At 41.7% G+C, this 15,545-nt stretch carries 13 protein-coding genes; 6 read left to right on the forward strand and 7 right to left on the reverse strand.

All coding sequences use genetic code 11. The features are described 5' to 3' along the window. Positions 1–219: 219 nt before the first annotated feature. From BIZ38_RS13990 to BIZ38_RS14000, 3 genes are all read left to right on the forward strand, one after another. On the forward strand, positions 220–2,061 hold the full coding sequence (locus BIZ38_RS13990; protein ID WP_187490549.1) for a S8 family serine peptidase: 1,842 nt from the start codon (positions 220–222) through the stop codon (positions 2,059–2,061). Positions 2,062–2,158: 97 nt separating this feature from the next. After that, complete coding sequence (locus tag BIZ38_RS13995; protein ID WP_187490550.1) at positions 2,159–2,791, forward strand: LysE family translocator; 633 nt, start codon at positions 2,159–2,161, stop codon at positions 2,789–2,791. Between the two features lie 8 nt (positions 2,792–2,799). Further along, positions 2,800–3,264, forward strand: a complete 465-nt coding sequence (locus BIZ38_RS14000) for a methylglyoxal synthase (RefSeq protein WP_063700272.1) — start codon at positions 2,800–2,802, stop codon at positions 3,262–3,264. Between the two features lie 32 nt (positions 3,265–3,296). On the opposite strand, the gene yegD is transcribed toward BIZ38_RS14000, so the two are convergent. From yegD to BIZ38_RS14030, 6 genes are all read right to left on the reverse strand, one after another. Beyond that, the gene (gene yegD, locus BIZ38_RS14005) at positions 3,297–4,664 is read right to left on the reverse strand and encodes a molecular chaperone (protein ID WP_187490551.1); all 1,368 of its coding nucleotides are present in this window, start codon (positions 4,662–4,664) and stop codon (positions 3,297–3,299) included. 67 nt (positions 4,665–4,731) lie between these two features. Beyond that, positions 4,732–5,571 (reverse strand): DNA ligase, encoded by an 840-nt coding sequence (locus BIZ38_RS14010; protein ID WP_054551789.1) that lies wholly within the window; start codon positions 5,569–5,571, stop codon positions 4,732–4,734. Positions 5,572–5,663: 92 nt separating this feature from the next. After that, the gene (locus tag BIZ38_RS14015) at positions 5,664–6,320 is read right to left on the reverse strand and encodes an HAD family hydrolase (protein WP_187490552.1); all 657 of its coding nucleotides are present in this window, start codon (positions 6,318–6,320) and stop codon (positions 5,664–5,666) included. Positions 6,321–6,368: 48 nt separating this feature from the next. Beyond that, complete coding sequence (locus BIZ38_RS14020) at positions 6,369–6,668, reverse strand: hypothetical protein (RefSeq protein ID WP_054561952.1); 300 nt, start codon at positions 6,666–6,668, stop codon at positions 6,369–6,371. 109 nt (positions 6,669–6,777) lie between these two features. Further along, positions 6,778–9,039 (reverse strand): TonB-dependent receptor, encoded by a 2,262-nt coding sequence (locus BIZ38_RS14025; RefSeq protein WP_054551792.1) that lies wholly within the window; start codon positions 9,037–9,039, stop codon positions 6,778–6,780. A gap of 368 nt (positions 9,040–9,407) precedes the next feature. Continuing rightward, positions 9,408–11,102, reverse strand: coding sequence for a mechanosensitive ion channel family protein (locus tag BIZ38_RS14030; RefSeq protein ID WP_316247584.1), 1,695 nt, complete (start codon positions 11,100–11,102; stop codon positions 9,408–9,410). A gap of 156 nt (positions 11,103–11,258) precedes the next feature. Between BIZ38_RS14030 and BIZ38_RS14035 the strand changes: the two genes are divergently transcribed. Beyond that, the gene (locus BIZ38_RS14035) at positions 11,259–11,807 is read left to right on the forward strand and encodes an HdeD family acid-resistance protein (RefSeq protein WP_054551794.1); all 549 of its coding nucleotides are present in this window, start codon (positions 11,259–11,261) and stop codon (positions 11,805–11,807) included. Positions 11,808–11,829: 22 nt separating this feature from the next. Here BIZ38_RS14035 and BIZ38_RS14040 read toward each other — a convergent pair whose 3' ends face one another. Beyond that, positions 11,830–12,702 carry a mechanosensitive ion channel family protein gene (locus BIZ38_RS14040; RefSeq protein WP_054551795.1) on the reverse strand — a complete coding sequence of 291 codons (873 nt, stop codon included), beginning with the start codon at positions 12,700–12,702 and terminating at the stop codon, positions 11,830–11,832. 198 nt (positions 12,703–12,900) lie between these two features. Here BIZ38_RS14040 and BIZ38_RS14045 point away from each other — a divergent pair, with 198 nt between their 5' ends. Both BIZ38_RS14045 and BIZ38_RS14050 read left to right on the forward strand, forming a co-directional pair. Continuing rightward, positions 12,901–13,110: a hypothetical protein gene (locus BIZ38_RS14045; protein ID WP_138616917.1), complete on the forward strand. Its 210-nt coding sequence runs from the start codon at positions 12,901–12,903 to the stop codon at positions 13,108–13,110. Between the two features lie 217 nt (positions 13,111–13,327). Further along, positions 13,328–15,466, forward strand: coding sequence for a M3 family metallopeptidase (locus BIZ38_RS14050; RefSeq protein WP_054551797.1), 2,139 nt, complete (start codon positions 13,328–13,330; stop codon positions 15,464–15,466). Positions 15,467–15,545 lie beyond the last annotated feature (79 nt).

The raw sequence follows: 15,545 nt of genomic DNA on the forward strand, positions 1-15,545 counted from the left end.
TTTATCATACTTTTAGGTTATATCGGGTAAATGAGAATCGTTATATTCTATTTACCCGTTTAGACATCCTGTTATTTCCTACCGTTATAAAAAGCATCTTTCTAGAATAATTTATTCCAGTTTTGTGGATTATTTTTCTTGTACCTACTGCCCCATTAAACTATTGTTTACTCTCGTTAACATTTGGTTAACTCAAAAAACAGGTTTGGGACACGAATTATGAAAAAGAATAAATTAGCATTAGCACTGATCATCAGTGGACTATGTGCAGCAGGAACTGCAAACGCAGCAAATGCTCGTTACATCATCCAAGTCGACAACAATAAAAAAGGCGTAGTTAAAGCCCTCGCTAAAAAGCTTGGTGGTGATATTAAAGTTGATGGTAATGGCTTTATTGCAGCGCAATTTACAGGTCATGACCTTGCTAGTGTAAAAGGCTTACTAAACAACCCTCACATCAAACTGGTTGAAGAAGACCAAAAGCGTGTACCAATGGCGCTTTATAACGATGACGCTGGTAATGCAATGCAGCAGCAATTAACGCCTTACGCAGTTTACCAATCACAAGCTGATCAAGTTACCTTCGATGCAAATGCTGGCATGAAAGTATGTGTAATTGACTCTGGTTTAGATGCTACAAACCCTGATTTTGTATGGGGTAACATCACAGGTGATAATGACAGTGGCACAGGTAACTGGTACGACAATGGTGGCCCACATGGTACTCACGTAGCTGGCACAATTGGTGCAGCAGACAACAATGTTGGTGTGGTTGGTATGGCACCCGGTGTGGCAATGCACATCATCAAAGTATTCAACGCTGAAGGCTGGGGTTACTCTTCAGACTTAGCACACGCAGCAGATTTATGTTCTCAAGCAGGTGCAAATATCATCAGCATGAGCCTTGGTGGCGGTGGTTCAAATAGCACCGAGTCTAACGCATTTGCTAATTTCACAAGCGCTGGCGGTTTAGTCGTTGCTGCAGCGGGTAACGATGGTAACAGCGTACGTTCATACCCTGCAGGTTATCCATCTGTAATGATGGTTGGTGCAAATGATGCGGACAACCAAATTGCAGATTTCTCGCAGTTCCCTAGCTGTACAACTGGCCGCGGTAAACGCGCTACTACAGATGAAACTATCTGTGTTGAAGTAACAGCAGGTGGTGTTGATACTCTTTCTACTTACCCTGCAGGTATGGCAACGTCAGCTAGCTTAGCAGCTGATGGCACAGGCTTTGCTACTTCATCAATGGAAAACTCAGGTAATGCATCAGGCACGGCGTATTACATGGGTACTGCTGAAAGCGTAGATGCTGGCGCAGCGGGCAAAATTTGTATGATTGACCGCGGCAATATTTCGTTCTATGACAAGGTAAATAACTGCGAGAACTCAGGCGGTATCGGGGCTGTTATCATCAATAACGAAGCAGGCATGTTATACGCTACACTAGGCGAAACTAACGATACAACTATTCCTGCTGTTGGCGCTGCACTTGAAGACCGTTCAGCTCTTCTTTCAAGCACAACTATTGATATCGCAATTGGTACTAGTGATTATGGTTTCATGAGCGGTACATCAATGGCAACGCCTGCTGTTTCAGGTATCGCAGCGCTAGTGTGGTCAAATCACCCTGAGTGTACGGGTACAGAAATCCGTGATGCACTAAAAGCAACGGCAGAAGATCAAGGTGCTTCTGGTCACGATGTTTACTTCGGTCACGGTATTGTTAAAGCAGCTGACGCAGATGCATACCTAACAGCCAATGGCTGTGCAGGTGGTGGCGATAATGGCGGTGGCACAACACCAGGTGGTGATGATATTAGTCTTTCTACTTCAGGTTATAAGTCAAAAGGCACTAAATACATTGATTTAAGCTGGAGTGGCGCTGCTACAAGCACTGTAGATGTTTACCGTAATGGTAGCAAAGTAGGCTCAGTGGCAAACACTAACAGTTATACTGACACTATCACAACAAAAGGTGGTGGCACTTACACTTACCAAGTATGTGAAGCACAAAGCACAACTGTTTGTTCAAACAATAGCACTGTGACGTTCTAATACTTCCCCAACCCAAATTAGCGGGCATTGATTGCCCGCTTTTTCTTTTTCTAGAAGCTTGTTAAAATCAACTACCTAGCTTTTTATCTTTGTGCCGATGATCAATCCAGAATTTCTACTGTCGTTTTTAGGCGCCAGCTTTTTAATTGCCGTAGCTCCCGGCCCTTCTAATGCATTTTTAATGGCACAAACCTTTGCCAATGGCCGTAAAGCCGGAATGCAAAGTGCCTTTGGTTTTGCCTTAGGTGGTGTGGTGCATACTTTTTTTGCGGTGGTGGGTTTAACAGCAATCTTAAAAGCGTCGACTGTTGCTTATACCACGGTGCAGTATTTAGGTGCGGCGTACCTGTGCTATTTGGGCGTAATGACGTTAAAGGACACCTTCACACAGCCTGAATCAGACTGCGACGAAAAACCTCATGTAAGTACCAGTAAAAAGCAAAATGTGATGTTTCAAGCAATGATGACCGAGGTACTCAATCCTAAAGTCGCCTTATTCTTTATTGCGTTTATTCCGCAGTTCGTCGATCCGAGCTTATCTTCAACGACCTTTCAGCTCGCTTTTTTTGGCTTACTCTACCCACTTTTTGCTTTTCCGATCGACTGCACGTATATTTATTTCGGCGATAAGATAGCCAGTTATTTTCGTGAGCACCCACAAACCCAAATTTGGATTGATCGGATCACGGGACTGGTGTTTATTGCATTAGCAATTAACCTATTGATATAAGAGCACTTATGGAACAAAAACAACAAGCCTTACCAGCCAAAAAGAATATTGCCCTCGTAGCCCATGATGGCAAAAAAGCAGCTCTTCAGGCGTGGTGTGAAAAGCATCAAGCCATTTTAAGCAAGCATACGCTGTACGGTACGGGTACAACCGGTCATTTAATCGAACGTACAACAGGGCTTGAAGTGATTAAGCTGCTAAGCGGCCCTATGGGTGGCGATCAACAACTCGGTGCTAAAATTGCTGAACATGAAGTGCACATGCTGGTGTTTTTCTGGGATCCACTTGCATCGCAGCCACACGACCCAGATGTAAAAGCATTACTGCGTTTAGCTGCGGTTTGGAATATTCCTGTTGCTTGTAATGAAGTCAGTGCCGATATGCTATTAAGCTCACCTATGATGGAAACTGAGTTGTGCCGCACGTTGCCAGATTACGAAAAATACCTCGCAACGCGCCAAGTGACTCTTTAGTTCTATAAGTCGATATATCAAAGTGGGGGCTATTAGCTATAAAGCTTGTGCGCCCACTTAGTTAAACCTGCAGTCACACTACCAAAGTGATCTCCGTTCAGCATTGCAATATCACCTAAATGGGCTTTTAACGCAGCCTTGATAAGCGGTGATTGTGCACTACCGCCCGTTAAGTAAATGACATCAGGCGTTGTGCCTGCTTCTTGAATCGCTTGTTTAGCTAGGCTTACTATCTGGCTTATCGAATCATCAACGGCTAAAGCGAGATCTTTTAGCGTTAAGCACTGCGTTAAGTCTGAATCTAAGAAGCGTAAATCTGTAGTAAATTCATTCGCTGACGAGAGCGCAATTTTTGCCGCCTCGCCTTGCTGCACTAATTGATGACCTTGCTTATTTTGCTGCAATTGAATTAAGCGTTTAAAAAGCGCAGGCTCTTTGACTTCACGAAGTTGAGTCAGTAACTCACGATGATGGGCATCGCTATAAAACTGGCTTTGCAGATTTACATCATTGATTTTACAGGCTTGCCAAAACGGTTGATTCGGCAGCGGAAGACCCGATTTAAACTCTGTGCCTAAACCTAGTAATGGCATTAAGCCATGAAAGCTCAGCGCAATATCTAAATCATTTCCACCCACACGCTTACCACTGTGAGCTAAAAAGTCATTGTCACGGCATTGCTTGTCACGAAAGCTTGGCCCCATTTGTACAAATGAGCAATCGCTAGTTCCTCCGCCAATATCGACAACCAACACTTTTTGGTCTTGCTGCAATGAGGTTTCATAATCAATCCCCGCCGCTAATGGCTCATATAAAAACGACACCTCTTTAAAGCCTGCGCGTTTTGCTGCTCGCTCTAATATGCCGAGCGCTTGTCGATTAGACTCTTCACCACCGACTGATTGAAAGTTTACCGGTCGTCCAATGACCGTTTCTGTTAATGTGTCTTGCAAAGATTGCTCGGCGCGTTGTTTAATTTTTAAAATCATCGCCGTGGCAATGTCTTCAAAGAAGTTTATTTGCCCTTGCTTTAAGCCTACTGCACCAAAGAATGACTTAGGTGATTTTACAAAGTAACCTTCTTCAGGAAATTGCACATACTCGCTAATTGCTTCGCGACCTATAAATAAGGTCTCATCACCAGCTTGAATATCGAGGTCAGATTTAATACGAGGAATGGTATTTAAAAGCGCTTGTCGCTCAGTTTTAAAATCGTGCTCAAACGGACTACCCGTAAGGTGTTTTGTCACAAAATCGACAACTAATGCACTGTGATGAGTATAAAGTGTTGAGGGTAAATATTGCTTGCCCTGCTCAAGCGGCACTAAAGAGACTTGTTGCTCATTATCCATTACACCGATTGCACAATTTGAGCTACCGTAATCAAAGCCTGCAAACATTCTAACACCTATACATCAATAAAAAGGCCGCGAAATTTACCATAGTCGCAGCCGTTTTTGAATGACGCTATGGCGTTTCATGCAAAAAGCTTGCAAAACGAGGTAGGCCATTTTTAGTAAAGCCATGATATTTGTAGGTAATAGTACTTCCTATCGCTGGAGGTGATGATCTTTGTTGATCGGTAAACCCCGAGCCAATTTTAAACTCGGTCCCATCACTGCTGCGCACCTTGAGTGCACCAAGCATATTTTTATACTTACCCTTTCCTGCGATATAACCGATTACAACCGCTTCAGCGTCAAAATAAGGCTTTAACTTTAACAATGCATCACTACGCCCTGCACTATGCTTTGCAGCTGCTAGATGCAGCATGACGCCCTCAGCACCTTGTGCGATTAGTTCATCCATAAACAAACTAAGTTGCTTGTTATCATTAAAGTGCATTTGCGCAACGGCTTTAATATGCTTACTTTGCAGCTTGTTTACTAACCTTGTGTAGTTTTCATAACGTTGACTAAATGGCGTTGTCGCATCCGGCATATCAAATATCATGTAATTGACGGTTTGCCATTCTGATTCTACAGGTATGACTTTTCGAACGATCCCGCTCACATTGGCAAAATCTTGGTGCTTAGTCCAAAGCTCGCCATCAAGCCAAACATCTGGCAGCGGCGCGGTAAACCACTTGGGTGCATAAATTGGGTTACCATTTCGGGTTACTAATTGACTCCCAGTCCAAATAGCTCGAATGCCATCATATTTTTCACTAACTAAATAGTCGCTTACATTCACCTTTTCGGCTTGATAGACGTTTGCTAAAAGGACTGAAGGAGCTTGTTGCGCTTCGGCTAAAAAGCCTATAAATAACGTGATTGCGCACAAAAGCGCACGAGTGAATTTAACCATTATTGCTTCCTTGCAAATTTGTAAGTTTTAAAGTGGCTATTCCTGCTTAATCATAACCACTTAACAATAGCTGTTTTGTGATTGCCAGCTAATTATAGTTTAGTTTGTAGCCATTTGAAGAATTCGTTCAAATCAGCAAACACGCCTGCCGCTTTACTAAAATCATGCTCTAACGTGAAATGATTCGGCACAGCAAACACAGCAACACCAGCATTGCTCGCAGCGGTGACACCGGTATAGGTATCTTCAACTGCTACGGCTTCATTAGCTGTAATATTTAACGTATCAAGAGCTAGTTGATAAGGGTCACCAGCAGGTTTAGGATTGTTAACATCATCTTTGGTAACCACACAATCAAACCAATCAAAAATGCCATAGCCTTTTAAAATAGGATAGGCTTCATTTTTTGCACTGCCTGTTACTAAAGCCATTTTTAAACCACTGGCTTTTACTTGCTCTAGCACTTCTTTAGCGCAAGGCATATAGGCGGGTAAATGAGTACTAACAAAACGGCCAAATGCCGCGTACTTATCATCCGTTAACTGCTCTGGATTGATACTAAGCCCATAACTTTCAACAACCTCCTTTGCGGCTTCAAATGTTGGTCTTCCTGAGAAGCGCTTACAAAAAGTAGCTTCATCATACTGCACACCAAAAGGAGCTAATAAATCATTCCAAATATTAAAATGCACACTTTCAGAGTCCACTAAAGTGCCATCCATATCAAACAATACTGCTTTTAAAGTCATCCTCATTCCTTCAAAGTAAAAAGGTGCCATAGGCACCTTTAAATATGATTATTCTGTTAAGCCCGCAGGAGGCTCAGCAAACGCTTCCTCGCCGGTTTCTACATCAACCAGCTCGTAGCCACGTTGCTTTCTTACCACTTTTAAAACCGGCTTAGAAAACGCTGTTTTTAAACGATCTGCATCTGCTTCAAGTTCTTCGACTGTATTACCAAATGGTGCGGCACCGGTTTCTGACCAGTTAGTCACTTTACCATTTAAGTTATATTCAACTTCATGAATTTGATATTGTGCCGCTTCATCTTTTGTTGCTTCACAAAAAATGACACGGTAGTTCCAAAATCCAGCCATAGCTATTCTCTTTCTCTTTAATTAATCCTGCCACTTTAGCAGTTACCAACGCGATTATAAACGAAAAAACCCGCTATACAGCGGGTTTTCATAAGACTTATTTTTCAGCTTAGAAGAAGCTTACTTTAAACTCAGCACCGATGTAACGCTCTTCGTTCACCATTGCTGTGTTGTTATTGAAGTCAATAGCACCGATTGATTGCTGCTCATCGAACATGTTACGTACGAATGCTGATACTTCATATTCGTTGTCGCCTTGTGCCCAAGCATAGCCTGCACGTAAACCAACTTCAGTTAAAGGCTTGCCTTCAAACTCAACTGACTCGTATAAGAAGTAGTTGATTTCACTGCGGTAAGACACGTCAGCGTAAGTGAAGAATTCACCATCAGCTACTTCGCGGCTATAACGTAATGTAAGGTTAGAGATCCACTCAGGTGCGTGCGGTAAGCTGTTACCGTCAAGAACAGCTTGACCTGCGCTGTTTAATGAGTTTGTTACAGTACACTGCGCACATACGTCAACAGCTAAGTCTTTATCTTTAAGCTCAGTGTTGTTGTAGCTTAAGTTAAATGTAGCATTTAGGTTGTCAGTTAATACCCACTCAGTGTCTAACTCAAAACCGTAACCAGTTGTCTTATCAGCATTAACTAAACGGTTGAAGTTTGCACCACCGCCTACAGCTGTTAATTGTTGGTCATCCATTGTGTAGTAGAACACAGTTGCGTTTACACGACCTTGACCGTCAAGTACGTCTGATTTGATACCTGTTTCGAATGAAGTCACAGTTTCAGACTCAGCAACAGTAACTTCATCACCGAATAAGATACGACCTTGGATACTTGGTGCACGGAAGCTGTTAGCAACACGCGCGTACCAGTTTACGTCATCGTTGATCTTGTAGTTAGCAGATAAATCCCAGCTAACGTGGTCGTCACTTGGGTTTTCTGTTAGGAATAACGCACCGCCACCTGCTGGGCTTAAAGTACGGTTTGCAGAGAATTCTTTTTCGTCATCTGAGTAACGAAGGCCCGCAGTGATTTTTAAATCATCTGTGATTGTGTAATCTAATGAACCGAATACCGCCCATGCTTTAGTATCTTGCTGCTGGATAACATAGCCGTTTAACTCACCCGGTGTTGAACCGTATGTATCGTAGCTGAAGTTTTCGATTGTTAACGCTTCGTCAAAGTAGAATACACCTACTTGGAAGTTTACGTCGCCAGCATAGTTGCTAGATAAACGAAGTTCTTGCGTATATTGGTCTTGATCTGGAATGCCGTCAGCACTTTCAGAGTAGAATGGGATAAAACCAGGGCCCATATCTGGTAAGTAGCTTGCACCGTAACCGCCGTCGATGTCAGCGCGAGAATAGATTTCAGCACTTTCCCATGCAGAGATTGACGTAAGAGTTAAATCATTGATATCCCACTCAAGCTTTAAGCTTGCGCCTTGAGATTCAACTTGCTGTGTCGCACGAGAAGCCGCATCGTGGTAAACCACATCGTGCTCAAAATTATCTACTAAGTCATTTGTACCCGCTTTAATAGCGTTACCACGGAATGCGATTGGCTTACCGTCCATATCACGAACGTGGTAGTTGAAAAGACCTGTGAAATCGTCACCTTCGTATAAAAACTGAATACGTGCCGCTTTTTCAGTGTAACCACCTAAAACGTCATCTTGTTCAAAACCTGGTGCACGATTATCAATATAATCGTCTTTTTCTTGCCAAAGTACGGAAACACGCGTTGATAAACGGTCTGTTAAGCCACCGCCAACAGCACCTTCAAAGTCAACTGCGCCACGGCTACCGTAAGATACTGAACCATAGCCTTCAAATTCTTGTGATGGTTTAACTGTATCAAATTTAACAAGGCCAGCCGGTGTATTACGACCGAATAAAGTACCTTGTGGGCCACGTAGAACTTCTACACGTGCTACGTCAAATACAGGGAAACCTTTTAAGATTGCGTTCTCTTGAACAACTTCGTCTACAACTAACGAAACTGGTTGAGAAGCATTTAGGTCAAAGTCAGTGTTACCTAGACCACGAACATAAAAGCGTGGGAAAGAACGACCAAACGAAGATTCGATTGATAAGCTTGGGATCTTCGCGTTCATAAAACGAATATCCATACCAGCTGAGCTGTAAGCGTCTAAGTTGTCACCTTGTAATGCAGATACAGCAACAGGTACTTCCTGAGCATTTTCTACACGTTTACGTGCGGTGATTTGAATAACTTCTAGTTGGTTGTTTTTTGCTGCTGGCGCTTCGTCTGCAGCAAGAGTTGAAAATGAAGTACCTGCTACGGCAGAGAACAACGTTGCATTGATAAGTGTTGCTAACGTAGATCTTTTCATTGCTTTCATGTCGGGTTTTAACCTTTTTTATGCACTCTTATTCAACGGTGATGATGTTGCGTCAATTCATTTGACGGGCTCGGCCAATTTTTCGCGCCTTGTAATAAGCTGCGCGGACCTCTAAATCGAGAGTGCAAAACGAAGTGAAGAGGCTGAACGAACGCTGACGATTATAACACTTTATGACACTTTTACTGCATTAAAAGTTAGAAATATACAAATTTTTTACAACAATTAGCGGCAACATCGACGCATTTAGAAGATTTTATGCAATTATTTTTCAATAAAGCGGACATATGTCCTGTGCATCTAATTACAACAATGTGTAGACATTATGTACAAATGAGAGCCACTTTCATTTGCTCCTTTTTCAGTAACTAATCGGTAACTCGTGCGAATTCTGGGTTAGCTAATTCGCATTCATGCTCATTTAATAAGCCTAACACTGCTAAATTTAATTCTTCGATTACTTCCATATAAAATGCAAAGTCGACGGTCTCTACGTAGCTTAGTACATCCACTTGTAAAGCCCAAGGCGTAAAGCCTTTAAAGCGAACCCGACACGGTTCAAAGGCGATATGCTTATGTTGTTCTAATAACTCTCTTAGGGCCTGCATAAACGACATAAGATTTTGTTGCTTGGTGTTGGCACTGAGCATCAGTTTAGGTCGATAAGAAATTCGCTCTCGTTCAGAGACGTTCTCAAGCTGCATATCAACAAACTTAGCATTTGCTACATAAATGACAGAGCGGTCAAGGGTTCGGATACGCGTGGCTCTTAAGCCTATTTCTTCCACAGTCCCCAACTGACTGCCAAATTTACATAGATTACCTATTTTTACCGGCGCAGAAATATAAAGGGTGATTGCAGCAATGATATTCTCAACAGTTTTTTGCGCTGCAAGGGCAATAGCAAGCCCACCAATCCCTAAGCCAGCTAACAAGGTAGTAGCATTAAAGCCTAAATTTTCAAACCACATAAATAGCAATGAAATGACAATCAGAGTTTTTGCTACATTGCTTATAGGTCGTAATAAGAAAATCGCTTGTGGCTTATCTTGTTTAATAAAACGCTGGCTTAATCTGTGTTTGGCAAGATCCACAGCACGTAAACAAATCCAACCCCACGCAATTAATAACACAGTTGCGCCATGGAATAGCGCCATTACAGCAATAGTGACATTTGATTGGTCGTTCAATGAACGCGCCATAAACACAGCAAGTAACAGGCTAATTGGCCCATTAATAAAACCAATAACGTCATTTTCTACAGGTACTTTCAAATGTGCTAGGATAAATGTGATTAAGCGAGTAATGATAATCGCGACTAGCAAAAACAACACAAATGAGAAGGCAAAATAAATCCATTGCCAAAGCATCACCCCCAAAAATTCGATGTCTGGCAGGTTATCATATAGCCATTCACCTACTTTGTTATAACCATACTCTTTGGTGAGTAACGGTATTTGACTTACCGTTGCATTTGATATTTTCCAGATCCGATTATCTGTTTTATCATCAGGTACTAGTTGTAATAAAATTTGTACCTTACCTTGTGATGTACTGATTTCCCCCACCAAATCACGATAGCTAGGCACACTTTCTTTTTGTTTACCTTCAGGCTTATTACTCAAGTTATCAACATCAACCCATAAGGTACGATCCAGTACCACTGATAAATTTTCAGCAAGTTGAATTTTTCCTAATGCTTCAACGTCTTTAGGTAGATTACGATAATCAAGATAATGGCTGGCCAGTTCAAAATCGCGAGCGCGAGCCGCTTTTAAGTAACCCTGCATTGAACTACGTGGCGTTATCCGGTCAAAGGCATCATAGGGCAAGTCATCTTCGAGAGATTCCTGCGCTTTTTCAGCTGTTGAAGGTTTATTGGTTTCTGATTCTTGTTTGACGGGCTTTTGTTCGACTTGTTCTTCCTTGCTATCTTTATCAATTAAGGATTTAACGGTCACTTCTGGTGTGGTTGTTGCCCATAATGGCGCGTTAAACAACAGTAAAAAACACACTAATAATTTACTAAATTGTAATGAAAACTGGGTATTACAACGGCTCACGCTTTATTCCTTGTTCGATAAACATTAAATCGCTGAAATATTCAGCTAATTAAATTAGAGCATGGTTTGTGTAACTGTACAAAAAATAATTAAAAATCTTTGCAAGTAAGCGCTGAGATGTTAGTTATATAGAGACTAAAGCAAAGGAAAACGATAATGCAGATTTCAAGTTCACTCATTCCTCATTGGTCGTCATTGATGATCCATGGCGCCATTGCCATCGTTTTTGGCTTATGTGGTTGGTTTGCCCCAGAAGCTTCACTAGCGATTCTGATGTTTATTTTCGCCGCTTACTTTTTTGTCGATGGTGCCATTAGGACTTGGTTAGCTATTGCTTCAAAAAATGAAAACCCACTTTGGTGGATGCTATTAGTGGGTGGTTTAATTTCAATTGCTGCTGCACTTGTAACCCTGTTTGCTCCCAACGTAACGGCTATCTTAATGCTCTACTTTATTGCCGCATGGGCCATTGCTATCGGTGTAATTGAAATATTGATTGCGAGTAAACTACGTAAAGAGATCAGTAATGAGTGGCTGCTAATTGGTAGCGGTATTATTTCAATAATCTTTGGTGGCTACCTAATATTTAACCCAGGCGCAGGCATAATCACCCTCCTGTGGCTAGTAGCAAGCTATGCAATCGTGTTTGGCATAATGATGGTGTTACTTGCTTTGAAGCTGAAAAAACTCAATGAACAAGCATAAAAAAGCGGCTTAGCCGCTTTTTTTATTTTTGGCTGTTACGCCTTGTTAAAGCAATTTCACCATCAATATGAATATCGCGCTGCGGGAATGCGATAGTAATGTTGTTTTCAGCAAATACTTTATAGATGCTAAAACGCAGCTCACTGCGCACTTGGCGAAGCGGTGCTTCTGATTCAGCACATACCCAGAAAATAGCGCTAAAAGTTAAAGAGCTATCAGCAAAGTCATCAAACAATACTGACGATGCAGGTGTTTTTAAAATGGCTGGATGCTCATTAAGAATTTGCTTCATCAGCTTTTCAACCAATACCACATCTGAACCATAAGCAACGCCAACATTTACAAACGAACGAGCATTACGGTCAATTAAGGTCCAGTTAGTTACCGTGTTTTCTAATAAATGGCTATTAGGTACCAGCATATGCACACCATCGTTACGACGGATACGAGTTGAACGGGTATTAATAGTCTCGACAACCCCTTTTGCTGTGCCTACTTCTAAAAAGTCACCAATACGAATTGGCCGCTCCCACATTAATATCCAACCACTAATAAAGTTATTAATAATGTTTTGCGCACCAAAACCAACACCGATAGCAATGGCACCAGAAACAAATGCAAACGCCGTCAGAGGAATATTGAGTACCTCAAGCGAGGTAAACACGAGCACAGCAATAGTAACGACAAGATAAATACGCGTGAACAGGTGAACTGTGTCAGGGCCTAGGTTTTTTGCCTGCAATGCTTTTTTAATTAATCGACCAATCCAGGTGACCACAAACCACATTAAAAACAGTACCAAAGGTACTTGAATTACTTTTAGTACAGTAATTTGCACATCGTTGTAGGTGAACAAGACAAACGATAGTGCAGATTGCAGATCAGCAAGGGTCATAAATTAACATTCCTAGTAAAAAATGAGTTTGATTCAGTTGTGACTAAGTTTAGCACGGCATAATAGGTGAAAACTTGGTAAATACTAAGTTCTTTATGCGCAATATGCGCTAATTATTAACTATTTTAGACTACAGCTGCTATATACATAGAGAGAGCTTGAGGTTTCACAGGCTTTGAATAGCACGAGGAGAACACAATGTCACAAATGACGCTCACACAAAAACTTGCCACTTTACAACCCTTGGTCGATCTAAACTTATTTGAATCAAGTTTAGAGTACCGTAACCGCATCTTAAACTTACTTGCTGAGCAAGAACACTCACTGACTTTAATTAACAAAGAGTTTGGCAACGCTATGCCAGAAAGCTTTGGCTCAGAGAAAAAGTTTGTGTTGGGTTACAACTAACCTATGGTGATTTATTACCAACAAGATTTAAACTGGCAGCTAGTGCCACTTTTTACTTAAGTGAGCCATTAATACACAATTGATGGCTTTTTACGCACATTTATCCCCTCCATCACATTATTTGCGTTCAAATTCCCCATTCAGACGACAAACTTGATTGTTTCTAGCCAAAAATTTGATAAGTTAGAAAAGATTTATCCACATTTTTGGAGCTCTCATGCGTAAGACCTTAGTAGCAACTACGATTGCTAGTGTGCTTTTATTATCTGCTTGTAGTTCACAACAAGCCGACACTCAAACTCAAGTTGAAACTGCCGCTGAAACACAAACAGCTAATGTTGAAAACGTTCTTTTCAAGCCAAGCCCTTTACAATACATGGCCCCTGAGTTTGATAAAATTTCGACCAAAGATTACGAGCCAGCGTTTGAAGCAGGCATCGCACAGCAAAAAGCTGAAATTGCAAAGATTGCAAACAACCCAGAACCAGCAACATTTGAAAATACCCTTGTTGCTATGGAGTACTCTGGTGAGCTATTAGACCGTACGTCTGCGGCATTTTTTAATCTATCGGGTTTAATCTCTGACAGTGAGTACCAACGTATCGCCGCGAAAATGGCGCCGATTATGTCAGCTCACACAGATGATATTTACTTAAACAAAGCTTTATTTGCTCGCGTACAAAGCATTTACGACAACAAAGCGTCTTTAAATGCTGAAGATCAACGTCTTGTTGATTACTACTACAAAAAGTTCGTTAACGCAGGTGCAAAACTAACTGAAGCTGAAAAAGCAAAAATGCGTGAAATCAACGCAGAGCTTGCCAAGCTTTCAACTGAGTTTTCACAAAACATCTTAAAGTCATTCAAAGAAGATGTGATTTTAGTTAAAGATAAAAGTGAATTAGCGGGTTTATCTGAAGGTGAAATTGCAAGCCTTGCAGCTGCTGCCAAAAAAGCAGGTAAAGAAGGTTACATGATCACGCTAGTGAACACGACTCGCCAACCTATCTTACAAAGCCTTGAAAACCGCAAGCTTCGTGAAAAGATTTGGACAACGTCTTCAACGCGTGCACAAGCAACAAACAGCCCTATCATCATCAAAGAAACTAAGCTACGTGCAGAAAAAGCGGCATTACTTGGTTATAAAGATTGGGCTTCGTATGTAATGACTAATCGTATGGCGCAAACAACTGAAAATGTTTACGGCATCCTTGATGACTTAGCACCGAAAGCGGTTGCTAAAGCAGAGGCAGAAGCAGAGCAAATCCAGCAAGTAATCAAAAAGTCAGGTGAAACGTTTGCGCTTCAACCTTGGGACTGGGCGTTTTACGCGGAGAAAGTTCGCCAAGAGAAGTACGACTTAGACCCAGCTTTAGTTAAGCCTTACTTTGAAATGCAGTCAGTGATCCACGACGGTCTATTCTTTGCGATGAATAAACTTTACGGTATTACCTTTAAAGAGCGTAAAGACCTACCGGTTTATCACGAAGACGTCATGGTGTTTGAAGTATTTAACGAAGACGGTAGCGCTATCGGCCTATTCTACATGGACCCTTACGCACGTGAAGGTAAACGTGGTGGTGCCTGGATGAGTGCTTATGTTAGCCAAAGCGGTCTTAAAGACACTATGCCTGTGATCTACAACGCACAGAACATTCCTAAGCCAGCTGAAGGTCAACCTACACTCATGACTTTCTCTGAAGTAACGACTATGTTCCATGAGTTTGGTCACGCTGCACACGGTTTATTCTCTGACGTTAAATACCCAAGTTTAGCAGGTACAGCCACTGCTCGTGACTTTGTTGAATTCCCTTCACAAGCACACGAAGACTGGAATATTGAACCAACAGTACTGGCAAACTATGCCAAGCACTACAAAACAGGTGAGCCAATTCCAAAAGCGCTTTTAAATAAAGTACTTGAGTCACAAAAATTCAACCAAGGCTTTGATACAACTGAGTATTTAGCTGCGGCACTGCTTGATATGGAATGGCACTCATTTGGTGTTGATGCTGACGTTACAGACGTTCAAAAGTTTGAACATGATGCATTAGACAAGCACGGTATTGCTTACTACCCAGTACCACCACGTTATAAGTCTTGCTACTTCAGCCACACCTTTGCCGGTGGTTACTCAGCGGGTTATTACGCTTACCTTTGGACTGAAGTATTCGCAGCAGATGCGTTTGCACACATGACTGAAGAAGGTGGTTTAACACGTGAAAACGGTGATAATTTCCGTAAAGAGATTTTATCAAAAGGTAACAGCCGCGACTTAATGCAAAGCTACATTGAGTTCCGTGGTCAAAAACCAACAACAGACGCACTATTAAAGCGTCGTGGTTTAGTTGAATAATCACACTGTTGTTTAGAGTATGAGGGGTAACCCTCATACTTTTTAAGTGTCAATTAAATTTTCACCCCGCTTTTATTCC

Origin of the sequence: Pseudoalteromonas sp. BZK2 (assembly GCF_014349195.1) — a bacterium.
In the GTDB taxonomy this organism is placed as follows: domain Bacteria; phylum Pseudomonadota; class Gammaproteobacteria; order Enterobacterales; family Alteromonadaceae; genus Pseudoalteromonas; species Pseudoalteromonas simplex.